We start from the raw sequence: 24,022 nt of genomic DNA on the forward strand, positions 1-24,022 counted from the left end.
CAGCACATGGCCGGTGGGCGCAGACAGGCCCCGCCCCGCGAGGACGTGCTCGCCGCCGCCATGGACATGATCGCCGACCGCGGTCTGGAGAAACTGACCATGGCCGCGCTCGGCCACGAGGTCGGCATGAGCAGCGGCCACCTCCTCTACTACTTCCGCTCCAAGGACGAACTGCTGCTGCGGACCCTGGAGTGGAGCGAGGGCCGGCTGGGCGCCGAGCGCGGCCGGCTGCTCACCCACCGCGGCACCGCCCGCGAGCGCCTCGACGCCTATGTCGACCTGTACGTCCCCGTCGGTCACCGTGACCCGCACTGGACGCTCTGGCTGGAGGTCTGGAACCGCTCGCAGAACGCCGACGAGGCGGCCCGCGACCGCCAGGCCGCCATCGAGGGCGCCTGGCACCGCGACCTGGTGGCCCTGCTCGCGGAGGGCATCTCGCAGGGCGAGTTCCGGCCCGTCGACGCCGACCGCTTCGCCGCGCGGCTGCGCGCCCTGCTCGACGGCTTCTCCATCCATGTGGCGATCGGACTGCGCGGCACGGACCGGGCACAGGTTCTCGGCCACGTACGCGAGTTCCTGGAAGCGGATCTTCTCGCGGACGCGTGACCTTCCGGCCCGGTTGTACGCCATATGGGCGATTGACCCGGGTTGTGTGGTGCGGTTGCATCCCGTTGAGCCCTCGGCACAGGGCCGGGGGCACGGGGAACGACACGATTCCGGGGGTAATCATGTCCACAGTCACACGCGGACACTTAGTCACCGCCACCGCGCTGGGCGGTGCCGCACTGCTCGTGCTCACGGGAGCCGCGGTCCCGACCGCCGCCGCGGCCGCCCACGCGCCGCGCACCGAACGGGTCAGCGAGGCCACCGACGGCACCCAGGCCGACGCCGCCTCCGCCGCACCCGCGCTCAGCGCCGACGGCCGCTACGTGGCCTTCGCCTCGGCCGCCGGCAACCTGGTCCGCGGCGACCGCAACGGCGTGGCCGACGTCTTCGTACGCGACCTGCGCACCGGCCGCACCGAGCGGATCGCGAAGGGCCCGGCGAGCGCCCCGGCCCTCAGCGGCGACGGCCGCTATGTCGTCTTCGCGACCTCGGCCGCGCTCGCCAAGGGCGACGACAACGGTGTCGCCGACATCTACCTCTACGACCGCCGCACCCACCGCACGGAACGCATCAGCAAGGGCCACCCCACCGACTGGCTGGCCAACTCCTACCCTGCGATCAGCGCGAACGGCCGGGTCGTCGCCTATGCCACCTCGGCCCCGGACGCCGCGCCCGGCGACACCAACGAACGCGCCGACGTGATCGTCCACGACCGCCGCACGGGCCGCAACCAGCTGGTGCAGTACACCACTTCGGGCGTGCTCGCCGACGCCGACGCGATCTTCCCGTCCCTCAGCGCCGACGGCCGCTACGTCACCTTCGACACCCCGGCCCAGCTGGACCCGACCCAGGTACAGACCTCCAAGACCAGGACGGTCTACGTCCGGGACCTGCGTACGCAGACCACCGAGCAGATCAGCCGCCCCACCCGGTACGCCTACAAGAACTACGCCGACGACTCCTCGATCAGCGGGAACGGCCGCCTGGTCGCCTTCGAGTCCAGCCTCTACTACCTGGTCCCCGAAGACACCAACAGGCAGCCCGACATCTTCGTCTACGACCGGACCCGGGAGGCCACCGTCCGCGTCAGCACCGCCGCCGACGGCACCGAGGCCAACGGCCCCAGCTGGGACCCGAGCCTGAGCGCCGACGGCCGCCACGTGGCGTTCACCTCGACCGCCACCAACCTGGTCCCTGGCGACACGAACGGCGTCGCCGACATCTTCGTCAAGGACCTGAGGACCGGCGCGATCACCCGCGTCAGCCTCGGCGCCGGACAGGCCGACGGCGCCTCGTCCGCCGCCGCCCTGAGCGCCGACGGCAAGGCGGCCGCCTACGCCTCGACGGCCACGAACCTCGTCCGGGGCGACACGAACGGTGTCGCCGACGTCTTCGTACGCAAGACGAGGTGACAGGACGGCGAGCCGGCGCCGGGCCGTGTCCGCCGGCCCCGCCGGCCCGTTCGTCCTGCCGAGGACAGCTCCTCGTCCACCACCGACCAGCACACCACGGGGGATCACTGCTTTGAACGTCCGTACCCGCACCGCCCTCGCCGCCGCCCTGGCCGCCGCCGTCCTGGCCGCGACCGGGGCGGCGGCCACCGCCGCACCTACCGCGGCCCCGCGCACCGAACCGGTCAGTGTCACGCCCTCCGGGGCGGCGGGCGACGGCCGGTCGACCGGTGCCGTGATCAGCCGGAACGGCCGCTACGTCGCCTTCTCCTCGACCGCCACCGACCTGCTCCCCGGCGCCCCGCACGGCGGGGTCTTCGTCCGTGACCTGACGACCGGCAGGCTCACGCACGCGGCCGACGGCACCGACCCGTCGCTCAGCGCCGACGGCCGCCGCCTCGCCTACACCACGGGCACCGGCCTGCGCCTCCTCGACCGCCGCACCGGCCGCACCGAGCGCCTGGACTCAGGCCTCCCGGCGGGCTTCGGCCCGGGCTCCCACGCCCGTCTGAGCGGCACCGCCCGCTATGCCGTCTTCACCGCCACCAGCGACGCCGACGGCCCGGTCGTCTTCCTTCGCGACCGCGACCAGCACACCACCGAGCGGATCAGCCCGCCGAAGCCGACCTGGGAGCCGCGCAGCGCCGGCGCCCCGGCCGTCAGCGACGACGGCCGCCGGATCGTGTACCAGTACACGTACTCCAACGGCCCGCGCGGCGACGACTGGAGCGACATCTGGCTCCACGACCGCGCCACCGGCAGGCGCACCCAGATCGACCGCTCCACCGACGGCTCGCCCACCACCCGGGAGTCCCTGAACCCGGCCCTCAGCGCGGACGGCCGTACCGTCGTCTTCGAATCGGCCGACACCCATCTGGTTCCGGCCGACACCGACAACAGCTGGAACGTGTTCGTCCACCACATCGCCACGGGCGTCAACGACCGTATCCAGGGCTACGGACGGGAAGCGGCGGTCAGCGCGGACGGCCGCTACGTCACCCTCACCACCCACGAGGGTTCCGCATACCCGCTGTATGTGAGCGACTTGAGGAACCACAGCCGCACCCTGGTCGCCCAGGAAGGGCAGGCGGGTCCCGGCGGGGTCACGGGCGGCCGGGTCGCCTTCACGTCCTACGACGGCGCCCTCAACCCGCACGGGGACACCAACAACGAACAGGACGTCTTCGTCCGGCATTTGCAGTAAAGGAATCTCATGTTCCCCCGCCGGGCAGGAACGGCCCATGGGACGACAACACTGGAAGAAGATCTGGGTCGGTTCGGCGGGCAACATGGTCGAGTGGTTCGACTGGTTCGTGTACGCGAGCTTCGCCACCTACTTCGCCGGGGCGTTCTTCCCGAGCGGAAATCCCACCGCGCAGCTGATGAACACCGCCGGCATCTTCGCCGTCGGGTTCTTCATGCGCCCGGTGGGCGGCTGGCTGCTCGGCCGGGTCGGTGACCGCAAGGGCCGCAAAGCCGCCCTGACCCTCACCGTCACCCTCATGTCGGTGTCCGCGCTCCTCATCGCCGTCGCCCCGACCTACGACGTGGCCGGCTACGGCGGAGCCTTCGTGCTGCTCGTCGCCCGCCTGCTGCAAGGGCTGTCGGTGGGCGGCGAGTACGCGGCCAGCGCCACCTACCTCACCGAGGCCTCCGACCCGCGCCGGCGCGGCTTCGCCTCCAGCTTCCAGTACGTGTCGATGACCGCGGGCCAGATCGCCGGCCTCGGCCTGCTGATCGTCCTCCAGCACACCCTCTCCGACACCGCGCTGCACGACTACGGCTGGCGCATCCCGTTCGTCGTCGGCGCGCTCGGTGCCGCCGTGGTCTTCTATCTGCGCCGGACGATGCTGGAGACCGAGGTCTACGCGGAGGACACCTCGGACGCCGCAGACCGCGGCACCCTGCGCGCCCTGTGGCAGCACCGGCGGGCGGCGTTCCTGGTCGTCGCGCTGACGATGGGCGGCACGGTCGCCTACTACACGTACACGACGTACCTCACGAAGTACCTCTCCAACTCCGCGGGCCTGTCCAAGGAGACCGCGACCCTGGTCTCCTTCACCGCGCTCACCGTCTTCGCCTGCCTCCAGCCGCTCGCCGGCGCCCTCTCCGACCGCATCGGCCGCCGCCCGCTGCTGATCACCTTCGCGGTCGGCTGTTCCGTCCTCACCGTGCCGATCCTGACCCTCCTCAAACACGTGAACGGTTACTGGCCCGCCCTCGGCCTCTCCCTGCTCGCCCTCGTCGTGGTCACCGGCTACACCTCGATCAACGCCTGCGTGAAGGCCGAGCTCTTCCCGACCGGCGTCCGCGCCCTGGGCGTGGCCCTGCCCTACGCCCTCGCCAACGCCCTGTTCGGCGGGACGGCGGAGTACATCGCCCTGTGGTTCAAGAACGCCGGGATCGAGTCCGGCTTCTACTGGTACGTGGCGGGCTGTGCCGCCGTCTCGCTTGTGGTGTACGTCACCATGCGGGAGACGAAGGACCTGGATCTGGCGCGGATGAGGTCTCAGGATCCATCCACCGTGACGACCGCATCCTGAGACGGTCGGTGAGCCGGGGGCGGATTGTGCCAGACTTCCCCCGTGCTCTCGTTCGCCATGATTATTGGCAGCAGGCGCGCCGGTCCGCAGTGACCACCACGTACGACCAGGTACGGGTGGCCATCGTCGTCCTCGACCCGCGCGCAGACCTCTCGCACCCGCGAGGGGTTTTTTCGTTTTCCGGCCCACCTTCAGCCGGAAGGCCAGCGCGAGGGACCATGGAGGGACGGTGGAGCCGGTCATTCCGGTACGACCGAGATTCGACATCAGGAGCCTAGTGACCATGACCGAGACGGCAACCAACGAGCTGGACGACTCGTTCCACGTCTTCGACACCACGCTGCGCGACGGTGCGCAGCGCGAGGGCATCAACCTCACCGTCGCGGACAAGCTGGCCATCGCACGGCACCTGGACGACTTCGGCGTGGGCTTCATCGAGGGCGGCTGGCCGGGCGCCAACCCCCGGGACACCGAGTTCTTCGCCCGCGCCCAGCAGGAGATCGACTTCAGCCACGCCCAGCTGGTCGCCTTCGGCGCCACCCGCCGGGCCGGTGCCAAGGCGGCGGAGGACCCGCAGGTCAAGGCACTGCTGGAGTCCGGCGCCCCGGTGATCACCCTGGTCGCCAAGTCCCACGACCGCCATGTCGAACTGGCGCTGCGCACCACCCTCGACGAGAACCTGGAGATGGTCCGCGACACGGTGTCCTTCCTGAAGGACCAGGGCCGCCGCGTCTTCGTCGACTGCGAGCACTTCTTCGACGGCTACCGCGCCAACCCCGAGTACGCGAAGGCGGTCGTCCGGGCCGCCTCGGAGGCGGGCGCCGACGTGGTCATCCTCTGCGACACGAACGGCGGCATGCTCCCCGCCCAGGTCAACGCCGTGGTCTCCACCGTCCTCGCCGACACGGGCGCCCGGCTCGGCATCCACGCCCAGGACGACACCGGCTGCGCGGTCGCCAACACCCTGGCCGCCGTCGACGCCGGCGCCACCCACGTCCAGTGCACGGCCAACGGCTACGGCGAGCGCGTCGGCAACGCCAACCTCTTCCCGGTGGTCGCCGCGCTGGAGCTGAAGTACGGCAAGAAGGTCCTCCCCGACGGCCGGCTGCGCGAGATGACCCGCATCTCCCACGCCATCGCCGAGGTCGTCAACCTCACGCCCTCCACCCACCAGCCCTACGTCGGCGTCTCCGCCTTCGCCCACAAGGCCGGCCTGCACGCCTCCGCGATCAAGGTCGACCCGGACCTCTACCAGCACATCGCCCCCGAACTGGTCGGCAACACCATGCGCATGCTGGTCTCCGACATGGCCGGCCGCGCCTCGGTCGAGCTCAAGGGCAAGGAACTCGGCATCGACCTCGGCGGCGACCGCGAACTGGTCGGCCGGGTGGTGGAGCGGGTGAAGGAGTACGAGCTCAAGGGCTACACCTTCGAGGCCGCCGACGCCTCCTTCGAACTCCTCCTGCGCGCCGAGGTGGAGGGCAAGCGGCGCAGCTACTTCCGCGTCGAGTCCTGGCGGGCCATCGTCGAGGACCGCCCCGACGGTATCCACGCCAACGAGGCCACGGTCAAGCTCTGGGCCAAGAGCGAGCGCATCGTCGCCACGGCGGAGGGCAACGGCCCGGTCAACGCCCTCGACCGGGCCCTGCGCGTCGCCCTCGAAAAGATCTACCCCCAGCTGGCCAAGCTCGACCTGGTCGACTACAAGGTCCGCATCCTGGAGGGCAAGCACGGCACCGAGTCCATCACCCGCGTGCTGATCTCCACGTCCGACGGCAGCGGCGAATGGTCCACGGTCGGCGTCGGGGAGAACGTGATCGCCGCCTCCTGGCAGGCCCTGGAGGACGCGTACACGTACGGCCTGCTGCGGGCGGGCGTGGAGCCGGCGGAGTAGGCAGCGGTGAAGCCGGGGGCTGGGCTCACAGCCCCCGGCTCGTTCCGCCTTGTCGCTTTACCGACTGTTGTGCCGACTGCTCTATTGCAGGTGCCACTTCTGGTTGGCGGATCCCGTGCATGTCCAGATCTGGCCGCGCGCTCCGTTCGCCGACGAGTTGTCCGTGACGTCGAGGCACTTGTTCGCCGCCGCGTTCACCACGTCACCCGTAGACGCGTTGTACGACCACTGCTGCGCCCCGGTGCCGTTGCAGTCGTACAACTGCACCTTCGCCCCGTTCGCCGTGGAGGCCGACGTCACGTCGAGGCACTTGCCGAGCGCGCGGACCGTGCCGTCGGACTGCACGGTCCACTGCTGGGCGGTGGAGCCGTTGCAGTCGTAGAGCTGCACGGCCGTACCGTTCGTGGTGGAACCGCCCGCCACGTCGAGGCACTTGCTCGCGAGTCCGACGAAGGCGCCCGTCTGGCTGCCGCCGCCCGACTGGGTGCCGGACCAGGTGAAGGTCGCCGAGGTCTTGCCGGGGAGCGAGTAAGTGGCGTGCTGGCCGCCCCAGTTGATGGTGACGGTCTTCGCGGCGGACGAGTCGTTGTAGGCGATCAGTGCCTTGGACCCGTCCGGGTTGCGCCAGGCCACGTTCGGTACGGCGGTGGACGCGGTGGAGGCGATCCGCTGCGCGCCGGGCCGTACGAACTTGGTCAGGTGCCCCATCGTGTAGTACTCGACCGTGTAGTCGACGGTCCCGCTCGCGCCGTCCCCGTTGTGCACGGTGATCAGCCCGGTGCAGGTGCCGCAACCGCCGTTGTGCGGGCCCATGTTCTGGTCCACGGCCAGCGACCACTTCGTCACCGACTTCGCCCAGTTGCGGGTGTAGTCGATGATGTTGTTCATGTCCTCGCGCTGCTGGTTGGCGATCCAGGTGCCCCCGGAGTGCTCGGTGCCGAAGGCGTCCAGCGTGGGGTACTGGTTGTGCACGGTGGTCTGCTTGGCGATGTCACCGCCGTAGCCGTGCCAGGCGATCCCGCCGAAGTTGGGGTGGTTGCGGATCGCCGAGTCGTCGACGCTCGCGGCCGCGTAGGAGTCGTATACGTCCCAGTTCCAGTCGTGCGCCAGGACCTTGGTGGAGAGCCCGGCGGCCTGGAGCTTCGGCAGCAGTTCGCTCTTGAGGAAGTACTGCAGGCCCGAGGCGTTCCAGCTCATCGAGGGGTAACCGGAGCAGCAGGTCGGCTCGTTCTGCGGGGTGACGTACGAGACGTTGACGCCCTGGGCCTGGTACGCCTGGAGGTACTTCACGAAGTACGAGGCGTAGGCCCCGTAGTCCTCCGACTTCAGCCAGCCCCCGTTGAGCGAGCCGCTGTCCTTCATCCAGGCCGGCGCGGTCCACGGCGAGGCCATCACCGTCAGGGACGGGTTCAGCTGGAGCGCCTGCTTGGTGAGCGGGACGACGTCCGCGAGGTCGTGGGAGATGGTGAAGCTGTTGAGGTTCGGGTCGGTCTGTCCGGCGGGTATGTCGTCGTACGTGTACCCGTACCGTGCCAGGTCCGAGGCGCCCATCGGATTGCGCAGGAACGACAGTCCGATGCCGTCCGTCGGCGAGAACAGCTTCTGCATGGTCGCGTTCCGGGTCGCCGTCGACAGCGCCCCGCTGCTGTTCATCAGCCAGGCCGCGGTGTCGGTGAAGGACGCGCCGCCGCCGGTGAAGGTCTGGTAGCGGGTGTTCTCGTCGACGGTGATGTTCTCGCCGCTGCCGCCGCTCCCGGACTGGAAGGCGAACGGCGTCTGCGCCTGGAGCCCGCGGGTGACATGGCGCCCGCCGGAGTCGTCGGTGGTGGTGAGGTATGCGGTGACCTGCTCGCCGGCCGCGTGCGCGGACGGCACGACCGCGCTGAGGCCGGCCACGGTGAGCAGTCCGGCCAAGAACAGCCGGACCGTGTGGGGGGTGGATCTCATGGACACATCGCCCTTCCTGACGGATGTCTTGACGGGGGTGCGAGCCGTTAGTTAACTCACGTCGTGATCTAAGCCATGAGTGAACTGTGAGAGCCCTGAGTGAACCAGAGAGTCGAGGGAAGGTCCATGCCAAGAGCCGCCCTGCTCGTGTCCACCGCCCTACTCGCAGCCCTGATGCCCCTGTCCGCGGCCCGCGCGGCCGACGACCCCGCACCGACTCCCGTCGACCGCTTCGAGGGTGAGGTCCCCTTCGCCTCCCAGCCCGCCGAGGGCATCTTCACCTGGGGAGGCGACAGCGACGACCCGCCCACCCTCCAGCTCGCCGACCGGGCGGACGCCCCCGAGGGCGCCAAGGTCCTCTCCGGGACCTACGACATCAGCGGCTACGGCGGCTTCACCCACGACTTCGCCGCCACCGAACCCGCCCACGACTGGTCCGCCCACAAGGGCATCCGCTTCTGGTGGGACGGCCAGGACAACGGCAAGAAGATCGCCTTCGAGATCAAGGACGGCGGCGCGGGCGGCGAGGCCTCCGAGCTGTGGACCACCTCCTTCACCGACGACTTCACCGGCTGGAAGCAGATCGAGATCCCCTTCGCCGACTTCGTCTACCGCACGGACTACCAGCCCGTCGGCGGCATCGACCACGTCCTCGGCCTGACCCAGATGTGGGGCTACGCACTCACCCTCCCGGTCGGTGTCCAGGGGCATTTCGCCGTGGACGACGTCGAGTTGTACGGCAAGGCGGACCAGGCCCTGCGCGCTTCCGTCACCACGGACGCGGCCGTCTACCCCGTCCAGGAGGGCCGCACGGCCGCCGTGAAGGTCTCCGTGGGCACCACCGGCTCCGCCCCCCTCGACGAGCCCGTGACCGTCGCCTACGAGACGGCCACGACCGGGACCGCCGCCTCCGGCGAGGACTACACCCCGGTCTCCGGCACCCTCACCTTCCCGGCCGGTACGGTCTCCGGGGCCACGCAGACCATCAAGGTGCGCACGCTGAAGGACCGGTCCGGCGAGTCGGCCGAGACCATCCCGCTGAAGCTCACCGTCACCGGCGCCAAGGCCCCCGCCGAGACCCCGCAGGTCGTCGTCGACGCGCACGGGCTGCCGTACCTGGACAGCGGGCTGCCCGTGAAGAAGCGGGTCGCCGACCTCCTCTCCCGGCTGTCCCTGGCGGAGAAGGTGGGTCAGATGACCCAGGCTGAGCGCGGTGCCGTGGGCAACGGCGGTGACGTCGCCGCCTACGACCTCGGCTCGCTGCTCTCCGGCGGCGGCTCGACGCCCACGCCCAACACGGCCGCGGCCTGGGCGAAGATGATCGACGGCTTCCAGCTCCGGGCGCAGGCCACGCGGTTCCAGATCCCGCTGATCTACGGCGTCGACGCGGTGCACGGCCACAACAACCTGGCCGGCGCCACGATCATGCCGCACAACATCGGCATCGGCGCGACCCGGGACCCCGGGCTCGCCGAGGAGACCGGCGCGGTGACGGCCGCCGAGGTCCGCGCCACCGGCATCCCGTGGGACTTCGCCCCCTGCCTCTGCGTCACCCGTGACGAACGCTGGGGCCGCTCCTACGAGTCCTTCGGCGAGGACCCCGCCCTGGTCAAGTCCATGGAGACCATGATCCAGGGCCTCCAGGGCCGGGCCGACGGGCGTGACCTCAAGGACGACGACAAGGTCCTGGCCACCGCCAAGCACTTCGTCGGCGACGGCGGCACCGAGTACGGCTCCTCCACGACCGGGTCGTACACGATCGACCAGGGCGTCACCAAGGTCACCCGGCAGCAGTTGGAGGCGGTCCACCTGGCGCCGTACCAGACCGCGGTCGACCGGGGCATCGGCACGGTCATGCCCTCGTACTCCTCGCTCGACATCCTCGGCGACGGCCAGGGCCCGGTGAAGATGCACGCCCGCGCCGACATGATCAACGGGGTGCTCAAGGGCCGGATGGGCTTCGACGGCTTCGTGATCAGCGACTGGAACGCCATCGACCAGCTCCCCGGCGACTACGCGGCCCACGTCAGCACGTCGGTCAACGCGGGCGTCGACATGATGATGGTCCCCTACAGCTACCAGGACTTCACCAAGACCCTGACCGACGAGGTGAACGCCGGCCGGGTCAGCGAGCAGCGCATCGACGACGCGGTCTCCCGCGTCCTCACCCAGAAGTTCAGGCTGGGCCTGTTCGAGCACCCGTACGCCGACACCTCGGGCGCCTCGAAGATCGGCTCCGCCAAGCACCGGGCGGTGGCCCGCCAGGCGGCCGCCGAGTCGCAGGTCCTGCTGAAGAACTCCGACAGCGTCCTGCCCCTGAAGAAGTCGCAGAAGGTGTACGTCGCCGGGTCCAACGCCGACGACCTCGGCAACCAGACCGGCGGCTGGACCATCACCTGGCAGGGCCAGTCCGGCACCCACACCACCGGCACCACCATCCTCCAGGGCATGAAGAACGCCGGGGGAGACGTCACCTACTCCAAGGACGCCTCGGCGCCGACGAGCGGCTACGACGTGGGTGTGGTCGTCGTCGGCGAGACCCCGTACGCCGAGGGCATCGGAGACGTCGGCAACGGCAACGACCTGGCGCTGACCCCCGCCGACCAGGCCGCCGTGGACAAGGTGTGCGCGGCCATGAAGTGCGCGGTGCTGATCGTCTCCGGACGCCCGCAGCTGATCGGCGACCGGCTCGGCGAGATCGACGCCCTGGTGGCGTCCTGGCTGCCGGGCACGGAGGGCGACGGCGTGGCCGATGTGCTCTACGGCAGGGAGGCCTTCACCGGCCAGCTCCCGGTCACCTGGCCGAAGTCCGAGGCCCAGCTGCCGATCAACGTGGGCGACGCCTCGTACGACCCGCAGTACCCGTACGGCTGGGGTCTGACGACCCTGACCAAGTCCTCCAAGGGCGGTGAGGCCACCCTGCGGGCGCTCGGCGTCGCGGCGAAGGCCGCGGAGCGGGCGGGTGCCGCCTCGGCAGGCCGGAAACTGGTGACCAAGGCGCGGTTGCTGGTGCAGGCTGAGATCGGACAGTCGATCACGGCAGCCGTGTCGAAGCCCTTCGCCGACGCCGACCATCTGCTGCTGACCGGCGAGTACGCGGCGGCGGTGGAGAAGCTGACGGAGGCGTACAAAGCAGCATAAGAAATGACTGGTTATGGGAGGCTTCGGGTAAATTGCGAAATATGAAGGCCGTGCTACGGACCCGGACCCGAAGCCTCCCAGGCCTGCTGCTGGCCCTGCTGGTGATCGCCCTCACGGCGTTCGCTCCGCAGGCCACGGCGGCCACCGGTGTCTCGACGATCGCCGACGCCCTGCGCAAGAGCCCGGTGTACGTCGACCCGGCGGCCGCCGCCCAGCTGTCCACGGCCGAGGCCGACACCCTGGCCCGGGGGATCAAAGACGCGAACAAGCCCTTGTTCATCGCGGTCCTGCCGGCCGGCTACCCCACCAAGGACCTCTTCACGGACCTGCGCACCGCCACCGGCATCACCGGCCTGTACGCCGTCCGGCTCGGCGACCGCTTCGACGCCCGCGCCGACGCCTCGGTGCTGCCCCGGACGGCCGTGCAGAACCTGGTCACCAGCGTGCAGGGCGAGACCGCGAACACCCAGCTGACCGACTTCACCGACCGCGCGCTGGCCAACCTGGGCGGCAAGGCGCCCTCGAGCTGGGGCGGCGGCAGTGCGGACGGCTCCGGCGTCTCCAGTGCGGCGCTGATCACGATCGGCGCGGTGGTCGTGGTCGGCGGAGCCGGCGCCTACGCCCTGGTCCGCCGCAACCGCCGGCGCCACCAGGAGGAGCAGCGGGCCGCCCTCGACCGGCTCCGGGTGGTCGTGGACGAGGACATCACCGCCTTCGGCGAGGAACTGGACCGGCTCGACTTCCACCCGGCCGAGCCGGGCGCCGACGACGCCATGCGCGCGGACTACGAGCGCGCGCTGAACGCCTACGACCAGGCGAAGCAGTACATGGCCGACGCCCGGGGACCGGAGGACGTGCGCGGGGTCACCCAGGCCCTGGAGGACGGCCGTTTCTCGCTGGCCCAGCTGGCCGCCCGCCGCGAGAGCCGCCCGCTCCCGGAACGCCGGCCGCCGTGCTTCTTCGACCCCCGGCACGGTCCCTCGGTCACGGACGCCACCTGGACCCCGGCCGGCGGCTCGCCCCGCGAGGTCCCGGTCTGCGCGGCCGACGCCGCCCGGCTGGCCGACGGCCGCGACCCGGCGATCCGCGAGGTCGACACCGAGTACGGCCGCCGCCCCTACTGGGACGCGGGCCCGGCCTACGGCCCCTGGGCGGGCGGCTACTTCGGCGGCGGCATCCTCCCCGGCCTCCTCATCGGCACGGCCCTGGGCGGCTGGATGTCCGCCCCCGCCTACGCGGCCGACTACGGCAGCGGTTACGGCGACTTCACCACCGGCGGCTACCAGGGCGGCGACCTGTCGGGCGCGGACTTCGACCCGGGCGACTTCGGGGACTTCGGCGGGGGAGGGGACTTCGGCGGCGGCGGCGGCGGGGACAGCGGCGACTTCGGCGGCGGTTTCTGACGTACGGGGCACGGGCCCGGCGCGCGGCGGCGCCGGACCCGTGCCCGCGGCTGTTCTACAAGGCGTACGAGGTGTACGAGGCGTACGAGGTGTACGAGCCGTGCTTCAGAGCGTTGCCGCCGCCGCGGCGATCGCGGAGGCGAAGGTCGAGACCTCGGAGTAGACACCGGGGGCGTTGGCCCGGGCGCAGCCGATGCCCCAGCTGACTATGCCGACCTGGATCCACGCGCCGGCGCTGTCCCTGCGGAACATGGGTCCGCCGGAGTCGCCCTGGCAGGTGTCGACGCCGCCTGACGCGTAGCCGGCGCAGATCTCGTCGCTCGCGACCAGGCCGCTGTAGCCGCTGTAGGAGCGGCAGGTGGCGTCGCTGACGAACGGCACGGTCGCCTTGAGGAGGTAGCGCTGCTGGGCGCCGCCCTCGCTGGCCGAGCCCCAGCCGGCGATGTTGAAGGTGCCGGTGTTGTACGTCGTGGTGGTGGCGATGGGCAGCGTCGTCAGGTTGATGGGCGAGGCGAGCTTGATGAGCGCCCAGTCCTTGCCGTTGCCGTTGTAGCCGGGGGCCCGGTAGACGTAGGTGGACCTGACCTGGACCCGGCCGGTGGTCGACTGGAGGTCCACGACACCGGCGGTGGCCGTGATGCTGGTGTTGGCGCCGGTGCCGCTCACACAGTGCGCGGCGGTGAGCACGATCTGCGGGGTGTAGAGCGCGCCGCCGCAGCCCATGGAGAGCCGGACCATGAACGGGAACTCGCCCTGCGTGGCCCGGGTTCCGCCGACGACGGGCTGCGGGGCGGCCTGCGCGGAGGAGACGGGCTGAAGGCTGACGACCGCGAGGGCGGCCGCACCGGCGACCGCGCATCTCTTGAGCGCCTTGAGGAGCTTCTTCAACGTGATGCCTTCCGTGGGGGGTGTGTATGACATGCGCATGCCAATGAAGGGGTTCACGAGGGCCGTAAAGGAATAGCCATGTGATGGCATGGGCTCGTCAAATTCTGTTGCTGGATTATGGGAACGCTGTGAGCGGTCACACAAGGGGTGCGATCCGGCCATACCTACGAGGACGGCGCCCCGAGCCGCGTGAGCGGCCACCGAACCTCCCCCACCAGTGCCCCCAACACCCCCACACCTGCGAGGCGTTCCGCCGCCGGGACCGCAGATCCGTCGGCGTGGCCCGCGACTTCACCCGCACGGCACTGACTGACCGGGAGGTCGGGCCGCGCGCGGGCGACGTACTGCTCTGCGTGAGCGAACTGACCACCAACGCCGTGCTCCACGGCGTACGGCCGGGCCGCGGCTTCCGCCTCCGGCCGGCCTCACCGGAGCCGGAACACGGCCGGGGCCCGCACCACTGTGGGCGTTCCGCGCGCGACTGGCCTGAATCGTCGCGGTCTTCTCGGCTCAGAGGTGAGGCTTGGCGGGTGTTCCGCGGCTCGGCCATGCGATGTCGTCAACGGCGAGAAACGGCTCGCCGGCCACGGTCGCGGGGGTCGCCCCGGTGAACGCCTTGACCTCCCGGTGCAGGTGGGACTGGTCGGCGTAGCCGGTTTCGGCCGCGACGCGGGCCGCGCCCTCACCCGCGACCAGGCGGTGGGCGGCGTGATCGAAGCGGACCAGCTTCACGGCGCGCTTGGGCGGCAGGCCGAGCTGCGACCGGAACCGCGACCACAGCCTCTTACGGCTCCATCCGACCTCGGCGGCGAGTCCGTCGACCCGGACCAGACCACGGCTGCTGACGATCCGGCGCCAGGCCCAGGCCACCTCCGGGTCCACCGGCGGGCCCGCCTCATACCGGCGGGCGAGCAGCGCGTCCGCCAACGCGAAGCGATCCTGCCACGACGGGAGATCGCCGAGTCGCTCGCGGATCCGGGACGCCTCCCGGCCCCACAGGTCACCCAAGGGCACGACGCCGCCGTCGAGGTCGGCGGGGGAGGCACCCAGGACAGCGCGTGCGATCACCGGGGACAGACGTACCTGCACACACTCGACGTTCTCGCCTCGCGCCCGGACCGCGCCACCGGACCCGAGCCCGGGCCCGGCGACGATGCTTCCCCGCTGCTGCTGCCCGGAGGCACAGTCGACGACGGGCGAGCCGGCGCCGAACTCCAGGAGCAGGGTCACGGCCGGGTGCGGGACCATCCGGAGCGCGTCCAGGTCACGGACACGGAACCCGGCCATGGTGAGACCGGCCACCCGGCTGGGCCGCCGCGGGCATGCGACATCCCACACAGCCGCACCGTGCACGAAAGTCCGCACGATCCCATGCTAGTTGAGCCGACCGAGGGGAACATTTGTCCAATCCGTCGGCGGGCACCCGCGGCGACAGTGGGCTCATGACTGTTTCTGACGGCGAGCCGCACATGAAGGGCGGCGCCGAGGCCACCGAGAGTTCGACCCTGTCGCTGGACGACGGCGACATCCACGTGTGCCAGGACGGCCCCCGCGACGCCCCCGCACTCCTCCTCGTCCACGGGTCCGCATCCTCGACCCGCTCGTGGAACCCGATGGTTCCGCTGCTGACCGGATCTCACCGCGTCATCCGGATCGACCTGCTCGGGCACGGCCGGTCGGCCAAACCGGCCGACCGCAGCTACGCCCTCCCGGACCAGGCACGCCGGGCCGGCGTGGCACTGGACCGGCTCGGCGTCGAGCACGCCGTGGTCATAGGTCATTCCAGCGGCGGCGTCGTCGCCACCGCCCTCGCCGAACGGCGACCCGACCTGGTGACCGCGCTCGCGCTCATCAACACCGGCCCCAGCCTGGACGCCTTCATCGCACCGCCGTCCGCCGCAACCGGACTCGCGCAGTGGCCGCCGACCGACGAGCAGCTCCGTCTGTTCGCGAGCACCGGTTTCAGCCGCGCGGGCTACCGGATCCCACCCGAACTCCTGGACGACGTGCGCCGCATGACCCATCACACGCTCACCGCAACGATGCAGGCCACCCGCGAATACCTGGTGCAGCAGGCGCTCCCGGACCGGCTCATGGCCCTCGGCAAGCCGCTGCTGGTGATCTTCGGCGAGGACGACCGCAGGTGGCGATCCTCGTCCGCCGCCGACTACCGGGCCGTTCCGGGCGCGAAAGTCGAGTTGCTGCCCGGTCTCGGACACTCACCCATCCTCGAGGATCCCCCGCGGACCGCCACCCCCCTGCTGGCCTTCACCACGATCCACTCCGTACGGGTGGACTGAATGACAAAGAGGGGTGCCATGCGGATTCTCGTCTCCGGCGCCGGCGTCGCCGGTCCCGTGCTGGCGTACTGGCTCACCCGGCACGGCTTCTCTGTCACCGTCGTCGAGCGCGCGCCGACTCCACGCAAGACCGGCGGCCACGCGGTCGACCTGTTCCGGCCGGCGATGAACATCTCGGAGAAGATGGGCGTGCTCCCGCGCGTCGAGGAGCGGGCCACCGGCACCAACCGGATGACTGTCCACCAGGAGGGCGCGCGGCGTCCCGTCCGGGTGGACCTCTCCAAGATCTTCAGTGCCACCTCCGACCGGCACGTGGAGATCATGCGCGACGACCTGAGCGAGATCTACTACGACGCCGCGCGCGACGACGTCGAGTATCTCTTCGGCGATTCGATCACCGCGATCTCGCCCGACGGCGGGGTGCGGTTCGAAAACGCCGCGCCGCGCCGCTTCGACCTGGTCGTCGGCGCGGACGGGTTGCACTCCACCGTGCGCCGACTCGTCTTCGGCGACGAGTCCCGCTTCAGCGCCTTCATCGGGGCCCATCTCGCGGTGCTGACCCTGCCGAACGTCTCCGCGCTCGACGGCGAGCTCCTCATCCACGTCGGCGTCGGCCGCACTGCCGGCATGTACGGCGCGCGGCACCTCGCAGACGCGCGGGTGTTGTTCCTGTTCCGGAGCGAGCGCGAACTCGACCACCACCGCGACGTGCCCCGGCAGAAGGAGCTGCTGCGCGGTGCGTTCGACGACCTGATCCCCACCTCACGCCTCGCTGTGCGTGGACTGGCCCAGGGCGCCCGCCTGATCTCCACCCTGCCCGCGGGGCCCAGCCGCGCTCTCCTCCGCCTCACCACCAAGAGCGCACGTCTCCACAACTCCATGACCGTCGACGATTACTCGCCGTCGCCCACCGCATCACGTGGCCGGGTCGGCCTCGCGGGCGACCCCGGAGGCGGGCTCGGGGCGGAGTGAACGCCACACCGTTGTTCCCCGGGCCCCGACGAAGCTCCACTGAGGCCGGCTCGACCGGGGCGCCCTAGGGCATCAACCGCGGTCCCGAAACACCGGGCGGTGGAAACGCCGACGGATTCCTGACGTCCACACCCATCGCACCTGCACGGATGGAACACCGCGCGAGGACCGCCTGTCGCGGCCTCACGCAGTACTGGTGCGGCCGCGCAGGTCGGTGCGTGCGCTGTCGAGGATTTCGTCGGCGAGGGCGGGGTCGGCATCGGCGACGGCGCGTGACAGAAGCAGGGCCCCGGCCATCTCGCTGAACAGTGCGATGGCGCGTGCTCGCCGCTCGCCTTCGTCGAGTCCGGGCGCCTGGACGATCTGCGTGAAACGGTCGAGGTTGGCCGCCAGGCCCTTCGCGTAGTGCGCCCGGGCGGCCGGCTCCAGTCGGCGGGCGTCGCCGGCGAAGCCCGTGTTGGGGCAGCCGTGTTCGACGTCGGCACGGTGTTCAGGCGACAGGTACCAGTCGATCCGTTCTGCGAGCGGGTCGCTGCCGCGGGCCTCGGATGCCGTGACGGCTTCGTCGAGGTTGCCGAACCCGTCCGCCATCGCCTTGGTGACGACCGCGTCGACGAGCGCGTCCTTCGAGGCGAAGTGGTTGTAGAAGCCACCGCGCGTCATTCCGGCCGCGCCCATCAGCTCGACGAGGCCGACGGCATCGACGCCGCGCTCACGGAACAGGCCGTCCGCGGCGGCGATGATCGCCTCTCGGTTCTCTGCCGCCTGCTGCTTCGAGACGCCCACTGTCTCCTCCCAATCCCAGCTCTTCGGAGGACTGTAGCGAGCCGGACCCAAGATCTCAATGTCGATCGTCATTGACATCGCCGTGCGGCAGGCGTAAAAACAATGTCGATCGACATTGTGATGCGTGATGGAGCCCATCGGCTATCTCCTGGAGGCCGGCATGACGACACCCGAACAGAACAAGAAACTGGTCCTGAACGCGTTCGAGACGCTGTTCAACCACCGTGACTACGACGCCGCCGAAGACTTCTGGTCGGAGCGCTACATCCAGCACAGCGCGCACATCGCACCGGGGCGCGCGGGGCTGTTCGACCTGATCCGCTCCCTGCCCGACACGCTGCGCTACGAACACCAGCTCGTGCTCGCCGAAGGCGACCACGTCATGCTCTACGGCCGCTTCACCGGCACCGGCAGCCCCGCCGCCTCGGTGGCGGCCGACGTGGTGCGCATCGAGAACGGCAGGCTCGCCGAGCACTGGGACGTCCTGCAGGACGAGGCGACCCGCACCGAGTCCGTCAGCGGTCTGCCGATGTTCGGCGACCGCTTCCCGCCCGGCAGCTGACCGGACTGCCGCATACCGGCAGCCCGTCCACGGCATCCGGAGCGGACCTCTGCCGTTGAGACAGCCATGTTTTCCAATATCGGGAGCAGTGACCATGGGCAAGTTGCAGGGAAAAGTAGCGGTCGTCACCGGCGGCACGACGGGGATCGGACTGGCCACCGCGAAGCTCTTCGCCGAAGAAGGCGCCTATGTCTTCATCACGGGCCGCCGCCGGAAAGAACTCGATGAAGCCGTGAAGGCGATCGGGGGCAACGTGTCCGGCGTTCAGGGAGACGTCACCGACATGGCCGACCTTGACCGCCTCTACGAGAGCGTCAAGGCGAAGGGGCGCATCGATGTCGTGTTCGCCAATGCCGGCCTGGGCGAGCTGGTTTCACTGGAAGATGTCACGGAAGACAATTTCGACAAAATTTTCAACATAAACGTGAAGGGGGCGCTCTTTACGGTACAAAAGGCCCTGCCGCTCTTGAATGACGGCGCCTCCATCATCCTCACGGGCTCCGTCGCGAGCATCAAGGGAACACCCGCGTTCTGGATCTACGGAGCAAGCAAGGCCGCCATCCGGAATTTCGTTCGAGGATGGACGGTGGAGCTGCAACATCGCCGCATCCGGTCCAACGTCCTCAGTCCTGGACCGATCGAGACACCCCTGCTTGCGGCGACTCGGTCTCACGACGCCATCGCGCAGATTACGTCCACCATTCCCATGGGCCGCCTGGGCGAGCCCGACGAAGTCGCCAAGGCGGCACTTTTTCTGGCCTCGGACGATTCCAGCTTCGTCACGGGAATCGAGCTGTTCGTCGATGGCGGCCGAGCGCAGATCTGATGCCGCGACGCCGCGTCTGCCCTCCGTCCTGCCCTAGGAGCCCGACCGATGGACATCTCCTGCCAGTTCGCCACATCCCTGCACTCGCCCGAGCACATCGCCGTCGCCGAGCAGTTGGGCTACCACCGCGCCTGGCTCCATGACACCCCCGCCCAGAGCCCCGACGTCTGGGCGATGCTGGCGCTGGCCGCCGCACGCACCCACCGCATCGGCCTCGCGCCCGGCGTCCTCGTCCCGACACTGCGCCATCCGATGGTCAACGCCTCCGGTGCCGCCACGCTCGCCGCCCTCGCACCCGGCCGTGTGGCCCTCGCCTTCGGCACCGGGTTCAACGGCACGCGGGCCCTCGGAGCATCCCCGGCCACCTGGTCCTACCTCGGAGCGTACGTCCGAACCGTACGAGGCCTGCTGCGCGGTGACACCGTGGAATGGGACGGCGCCCCCATCCGCATGATGCATCCCGGTACGAACGCACCCCGGCGCCCCGTCGACATCCCGGTGCTGGTGTCCGCTCTCGGCCCCAAAGGTCTCGCCGTCACCCACGAGATCGCCGACGGTCTCTTCACCGTCAACGGCGAAACCGCCCACGCCCACGAGTTCATCTGGTCCGCCCTGGGCATCCACGGCACCGTCCTGAGCGAGGACGAACCACTCGACTCCCCTCGCGTCCGTGCCGCCGCCGGCCCCGGCAACGCTCTGGCCTACCACGCCGCCCACGAATTCGGCGGCGACCCCACCTCCCTGCCCGGCGGACAGGCCTGGCTCGACAGCATCACCGCGCACCCCCACCGCGAACGCCACCTCGCCGTCCACGATCAGCACCTCACCGACCTCAACGCGGCCGACAGCGCCGCCTGGAACGCCGGGAGCTGGCAGGCGGTCACCTCCACCACCGTCACCGGAACCCCCGACCGCATCCGCGACCAGCTCGGCACCTACGCCCGGGACGGCATCACCGAAATCGTCTACCAGCCCACCGGCCCCGACATCCCCGGCGAACTCGAACGCTTCATCGCCGTCGCCGGCGACGTACATCCTGATGTGCGCCATGCCCGGCGCACGAGCTGAGGCAGCGGGCGATTCCGTCGCCGACGGCGTGCGCTCCGTCATCGTCCGTGCGGTCTCCGAGGGGAGCGATCGAGGGCGCCGTCCTAGACTCGAAGGACCGCCACGGGGGACCCCACCCCAGGAGGACGCGATGGTGCGGCAGACGAGGCTGGTCGGGGAGTCCGGGGAGTATCTCGGCGCCCGAGAGGAGCTGAGGCTGGCCGAGATCGAGCTGATGCGGCGCCGGGAGGAGGTCGCGGCGCTGCGCCGGGCGCTCCCGCCGGGGCCGGCCGTCGACGACTACGTCTTCCTCGAAGGGCCCGGCGACCTCGGCGCCGGTGACACCCCGGTCCGTGAGGTCGGGCTGAGCGAGCTGTTCTCCGGCCCCGAACGCCCGCTGATCGTCTATCACTTCATGTACGGCAAGCTCCAGACCAGCGCCTGCCCGATGTGCACGATGTGGATCGACGGCTACGACGGCATCGCCCACCACGTGGCCCGGAACGCGGACTTCGTCATCGCCGCGGCCGCCGACCCGCCCACCCTCCGCCAGTACGCCCGCGACCGCGGCTGGCACCGGCTGCGGCTGCTCAGCTGTGGTGACAGCACGTTCAAGTACGACCTCGGCAGTGAGGACAAGGACGGCGCGCAGGACTCCACGGTCACCGTCTTCACCCGCGACGGCGACGGCACCGTCCGGCACACCTACTCCGCCCATCCGCGCATGGCCGACGACATCCAGGAGCGCGGCATCGACCTGCTGACGCCCGTCTGGCACCTCCTCGACCTCACCCCGCGAGGGCGTGGCGACTGGTACCCGGCCATCGACTACTAGGACACCCGCGGGACGTCCGGACACGGCCGAGCGCCCGCCCTCAGGGGAGTCGAGGGCGGGCGCTCAGCGGGCGTGATCGGGGCCGGTGGTCCGGCGCCGCGGGCTCACGCGTTCTTGATGGCGGAGATGTCGAAGTTCAGCTTGATCTTGTCGGAGACGAGCACGCCACCGGTCTCCAGCGAGGCATTCCAGGTCACGCCCCAGTCGGAGCGCTTGATCTCGGCCTTGCCCTCGAAACCGACGCGCTCGTTGCCGAACGGGTCCTTGGCCACGCCGTTGAACTCCAGGTCGATGGTGACCGGCTTGGTGACACCGAGGATCGTGAGGTCGCCGGTGATGCGGTAGTCGTCGCCGCCGACGGCCTCGGCCTTGGTGGAACGGAAGGTCATGGTCGGGAACTCGTCCGTCTTGAAGAAGTCCGCCGACTTCAGGTGACCGTCACGGTCCGGGCTGCCCGTGGTGATGCTCTCCATCTTGATGTCGAGCGAGGCCGTGGACTTCGCCGGGTCCGCGCCGTCCAGGTGCAGCGAGCCCTCGAACTCCTGGAAGCTGCCCTTGACGTTGGTGACCATCGCGTGCCGGGCCACGAAGCCGAGCGTGGTGTGCGCCGGGTCGATCGTGTAGTCGCCGGTCAGCGTGGCCGTGTCGGCGCCGGGGACGGCGGCGGTGGCGGTGTCGTCGTTCTTGCGGCCGAAGATGCCCATGACGTGCTCCTTGAGGGGACGGGTCGCGGCCTGGGAGCGGTGGATGCCGAAGGCGCGGACCGTTGATGTTTAACGTTCAACGAACTGAACGGCGCCTACCGTAGCCCTATTCCGTACAACCTTCAACATCATGCGTTCCCGTGTCGCGCTTATTACGCAGCGTAACGTCGTGTGTGCTGGATCGCGACGTGACGGGAGGGTGTGGCGGGCGTGCGGGTTAGGCTCGGTGGAGAGTGGGCCGCGCCGCGGACGGAGCGGGCGGCGGACCCGCCGTCCGGGGGCCCCTTCACTCCGGGGGTGGTATGGGCCACCCACGAATGTGAGGCGCGTCTCAGGCGTCGCCTTTGTGGCACCCCTACAACGCCACAGCCCTCTGAGCAGTCGGAACGGCTGCATGTCGTTCTGGTTCTGTTCAGTGGTTCCAGGAAAACGGGTCGGAGACTGTACGGAGTCGACGTCTCGTAATCCTTGGTGTCCTTCGTAAGGTCGCTACATGACCGTTTTGGAAGAGACGACGGGTGAGCCCACCGGCGAGCCGACGGACGCGCGCGGGCGGGTCGCCGAGCTGCACGAGATCCGTGCGGTGGCCGTGGCGGGGCCCAGCGAGAAGGCGACCGAGGCGCAGCATGCCAAGGGCAAGCTGACGGCCCGGGAGCGTATCGAGCTGCTCCTGGACCCGGACTCCTTCCAGGAGGTCGAGCAGCTGCGCCGGCACCGCGCGGTCGGCTTCGGCCTGGAGGCCAAGAAGCCCTACACCGACGGCGTCATCACCGGCTGGGGCACGGTCGAGGGCCGTACGGTCTTCGTGTACGCCCATGACTTCCGGATCTTCGGCGGCGCGCTGGGTGAGGCCCACGCCACCAAGATCCACAAAATCATGGACATGGCCATCGCGGCCGGCGCCCCGCTGGTGTCCCTGAACGACGGCGCCGGCGCCCGTATCCAGGAGGGCGTCTCCGCCCTCGCCGGCTACGGCGGCATCTTCCAGCGCAACACCAAGGCGTCCGGTGTCATCCCGCAGATCTCCGTGATGCTCGGCCCCTGCGCCGGCGGCGCGGCCTACAGCCCCGCCCTGACCGACTTCGTCTTCATGGTCCGCGAGACCTCGCAGATGTTCATCACCGGCCCGGACGTCGTCAAGGCGGTCACCGGCGAGGAGATCACCCAGAACGGCCTCGGCGGCGCCGACGTGCACGCCGAGACCTCCGGCGTCTGCCACTTCGCGTACGACGACGAGGAGACCTGCATCGCGGAGGTCCGCTACCTCCTCTCGCTGCTCCCGCAGAACAACCGCGAGAACCCCCCGCGCGTCGAGTCCACGGACCCCGTCGACCGCCGCAGCGACGTCCTCCTCGACCTCGTCCCGGCCGACGGCAACCGGCCGTACGACATGACCAAGGTCATCGAGGAGATCGTCGACGACGGCGAGTACCTGGAGGTCCACGAGCGCTGGGCGCGGAACATCATCTGCGCGCTCGCCCGCATCGACGGCCAGGTGGTCGGCATCATCGCCAACCAGCCGCAGGTCCTCGCGGGCGTCCTGGACATCGAGGCGAGTGAAAAAGCTGCGCGCTTTGTTCAGATGTGTGACGCTTTCAATGTTCCGATCGTCACATTCCTGGACGTACCGGGCTTCCTCCCCGGTGTCGACCAGGAGCACGGCGGGATCATCCGTCACGGCGCGAAGCTCCTCTACGCCTACTGCAACGCGACCGTGCCCCGGATCTCCCTGATCCTGCGCAAGGCGTACGGAGGTGCCTACATCGTCATGGACTCCCAGTCGATCGGTGCCGACCTGACGTACGCCTGGCCGACGAACGAGATCGCGGTCATGGGCGCCGAGGGTGCGGCCAACGTGATCTTCCGCCGGCAGATCGCCTCCGCCGAGGACCCCGAGGCCATGCGGCAGAAGATGGTCAAGGAGTACAAGGCCGAGCTCATGCACCCCTACTACGCGGCCGAGCGCGGCCTGGTCGACGACGTCATCGACCCGGCCGAGACCCGCGAGGTGCTCGCCAAGTCGCTGGCGATGCTGCACACCAAGCACGCCGACCTGCCGTCGCGTAAGCACGGCAACCCCCCGCAGTAATCCTGCGGAAACCTCTCTCACGGAGACT

General features: G+C 70.0%; 19 protein-coding genes. 14 read left to right on the forward strand and 5 right to left on the reverse strand.

The annotated features are described in order from the left end of the window. Positions 1-6 precede the first annotated feature (6 nt). The 5 genes from ACFWXC_RS45250 to cimA all read left to right on the forward strand — a co-directional run bounded on the left by ACFWXC_RS45250 (position 7) and on the right by cimA (position 6,494). Positions 7-606, forward strand: a complete 600-nt coding sequence (locus ACFWXC_RS45250) for a TetR/AcrR family transcriptional regulator (RefSeq protein WP_384488754.1) — start codon at positions 7-9, stop codon at positions 604-606. Between the two features lie 122 nt (positions 607-728). Further along, the gene (locus tag ACFWXC_RS45255; RefSeq protein ID WP_384488756.1) at positions 729-2,018 is read left to right on the forward strand and encodes a TolB family protein; all 1,290 of its coding nucleotides are present in this window, start codon (positions 729-731) and stop codon (positions 2,016-2,018) included. Positions 2,019-2,130: 112 nt separating this feature from the next. Next, positions 2,131-3,261, forward strand: coding sequence for a TolB family protein (locus ACFWXC_RS45260; RefSeq protein ID WP_384488758.1), 1,131 nt, complete (start codon positions 2,131-2,133; stop codon positions 3,259-3,261). 37 nt (positions 3,262-3,298) lie between these two features. After that, a complete protein-coding gene (locus ACFWXC_RS45265; RefSeq protein WP_384488760.1) occupies positions 3,299-4,600 on the forward strand; it encodes an MFS transporter in 1,302 nt (433 codons plus the stop codon). A gap of 283 nt (positions 4,601-4,883) precedes the next feature. Beyond that, the gene (cimA, locus tag ACFWXC_RS45270) at positions 4,884-6,494 is read left to right on the forward strand and encodes a citramalate synthase (RefSeq protein ID WP_384488762.1); all 1,611 of its coding nucleotides are present in this window, start codon (positions 4,884-4,886) and stop codon (positions 6,492-6,494) included. Between the two features lie 81 nt (positions 6,495-6,575). Here the strand turns inward: cimA and ACFWXC_RS45275 are convergent, their stop codons facing one another. Continuing rightward, complete coding sequence (locus ACFWXC_RS45275; RefSeq protein ID WP_384488764.1) at positions 6,576-8,441, reverse strand: ricin-type beta-trefoil lectin domain protein; 1,866 nt, start codon at positions 8,439-8,441, stop codon at positions 6,576-6,578. Between the two features lie 126 nt (positions 8,442-8,567). Between ACFWXC_RS45275 and ACFWXC_RS45280 the strand changes: the two genes are divergently transcribed. Together ACFWXC_RS45280 and ACFWXC_RS45285 are read left to right on the forward strand one after the other, a co-directional pair. Next, positions 8,568-11,582, forward strand: a complete 3,015-nt coding sequence (locus ACFWXC_RS45280) for a glycoside hydrolase family 3 N-terminal domain-containing protein (RefSeq protein WP_384488766.1) — start codon at positions 8,568-8,570, stop codon at positions 11,580-11,582. A gap of 41 nt (positions 11,583-11,623) precedes the next feature. Next, complete coding sequence (locus ACFWXC_RS45285; protein WP_384488768.1) at positions 11,624-12,985, forward strand: hypothetical protein; 1,362 nt, start codon at positions 11,624-11,626, stop codon at positions 12,983-12,985. Positions 12,986-13,090: 105 nt separating this feature from the next. Here the strand turns inward: ACFWXC_RS45285 and ACFWXC_RS45290 are convergent, their stop codons facing one another. Together ACFWXC_RS45290 and ACFWXC_RS45295 are read right to left on the reverse strand one after the other, a co-directional pair. Further along, positions 13,091-13,873, reverse strand: coding sequence for a serine protease (locus ACFWXC_RS45290; protein WP_384488802.1), 783 nt, complete (start codon positions 13,871-13,873; stop codon positions 13,091-13,093). 510 nt (positions 13,874-14,383) lie between these two features. Then, positions 14,384-15,238 (reverse strand): helix-turn-helix domain-containing protein, encoded by an 855-nt coding sequence (locus ACFWXC_RS45295; protein ID WP_384488770.1) that lies wholly within the window; start codon positions 15,236-15,238, stop codon positions 14,384-14,386. A gap of 77 nt (positions 15,239-15,315) precedes the next feature. On the opposite strand from ACFWXC_RS45295, the gene ACFWXC_RS45300 reads away from it, so the two are divergent. Further along, positions 15,316-16,173: an alpha/beta fold hydrolase gene (locus tag ACFWXC_RS45300; RefSeq protein WP_384488772.1), complete on the forward strand. Its 858-nt coding sequence runs from the start codon at positions 15,316-15,318 to the stop codon at positions 16,171-16,173. Positions 16,174-16,191: 18 nt separating this feature from the next. Beyond that, positions 16,192-17,145, forward strand: a complete 954-nt coding sequence (locus tag ACFWXC_RS45305; RefSeq protein WP_384488774.1) for an FAD-dependent monooxygenase — start codon at positions 16,192-16,194, stop codon at positions 17,143-17,145. A 183-nt stretch (positions 17,146-17,328) separates the two neighbouring features. Here the strand turns inward: ACFWXC_RS45305 and ACFWXC_RS45310 are convergent, their stop codons facing one another. Further along, entirely contained in the window at positions 17,329-18,069 is a 741-nt protein-coding gene (locus tag ACFWXC_RS45310; RefSeq protein WP_384488776.1) for a TetR/AcrR family transcriptional regulator, read from the reverse strand. Here ACFWXC_RS45310 and ACFWXC_RS45315 point away from each other — a divergent pair. The 4 genes from ACFWXC_RS45315 to ACFWXC_RS45330 all read left to right on the forward strand — a co-directional run bounded on the left by ACFWXC_RS45315 (position 18,059) and on the right by ACFWXC_RS45330 (position 21,201). Continuing rightward, a complete protein-coding gene (locus tag ACFWXC_RS45315; protein ID WP_384488804.1) occupies positions 18,059-18,493 on the forward strand; it encodes an ester cyclase in 435 nt (144 codons plus the stop codon). The two genes, ACFWXC_RS45310 and ACFWXC_RS45315, sit on opposite strands and share 11 nt — an antisense overlap. A gap of 94 nt (positions 18,494-18,587) precedes the next feature. Next, on the forward strand, positions 18,588-19,319 hold the full coding sequence (locus ACFWXC_RS45320) for an SDR family NAD(P)-dependent oxidoreductase (protein WP_384488778.1): 732 nt from the start codon (positions 18,588-18,590) through the stop codon (positions 19,317-19,319). 48 nt (positions 19,320-19,367) lie between these two features. Continuing rightward, entirely contained in the window at positions 19,368-20,387 is a 1,020-nt protein-coding gene (locus ACFWXC_RS45325; RefSeq protein ID WP_384488780.1) for an LLM class flavin-dependent oxidoreductase, read from the forward strand. A gap of 130 nt (positions 20,388-20,517) precedes the next feature. Beyond that, positions 20,518-21,201, forward strand: a complete 684-nt coding sequence (locus tag ACFWXC_RS45330; protein ID WP_384488782.1) for a DUF899 family protein — start codon at positions 20,518-20,520, stop codon at positions 21,199-21,201. 104 nt (positions 21,202-21,305) lie between these two features. On the opposite strand, the gene ACFWXC_RS45335 is transcribed toward ACFWXC_RS45330, so the two are convergent. Next, positions 21,306-21,905, reverse strand: a complete 600-nt coding sequence (locus ACFWXC_RS45335; protein WP_384488784.1) for a YceI family protein — start codon at positions 21,903-21,905, stop codon at positions 21,306-21,308. Between the two features lie 493 nt (positions 21,906-22,398). Here ACFWXC_RS45335 and ACFWXC_RS45340 point away from each other — a divergent pair, with 493 nt between their 5' ends. Next, on the forward strand, positions 22,399-23,994 hold the full coding sequence (locus ACFWXC_RS45340; protein ID WP_384488786.1) for an acyl-CoA carboxylase subunit beta: 1,596 nt from the start codon (positions 22,399-22,401) through the stop codon (positions 23,992-23,994). The last annotated feature ends 28 nt before the right edge of the window (positions 23,995-24,022 follow it).

Origin of the sequence: Streptomyces sp. NPDC058683 (assembly GCF_042716195.1) — a bacterium.
Classification (GTDB): domain Bacteria; phylum Actinomycetota; class Actinomycetes; order Streptomycetales; family Streptomycetaceae; genus Streptomyces.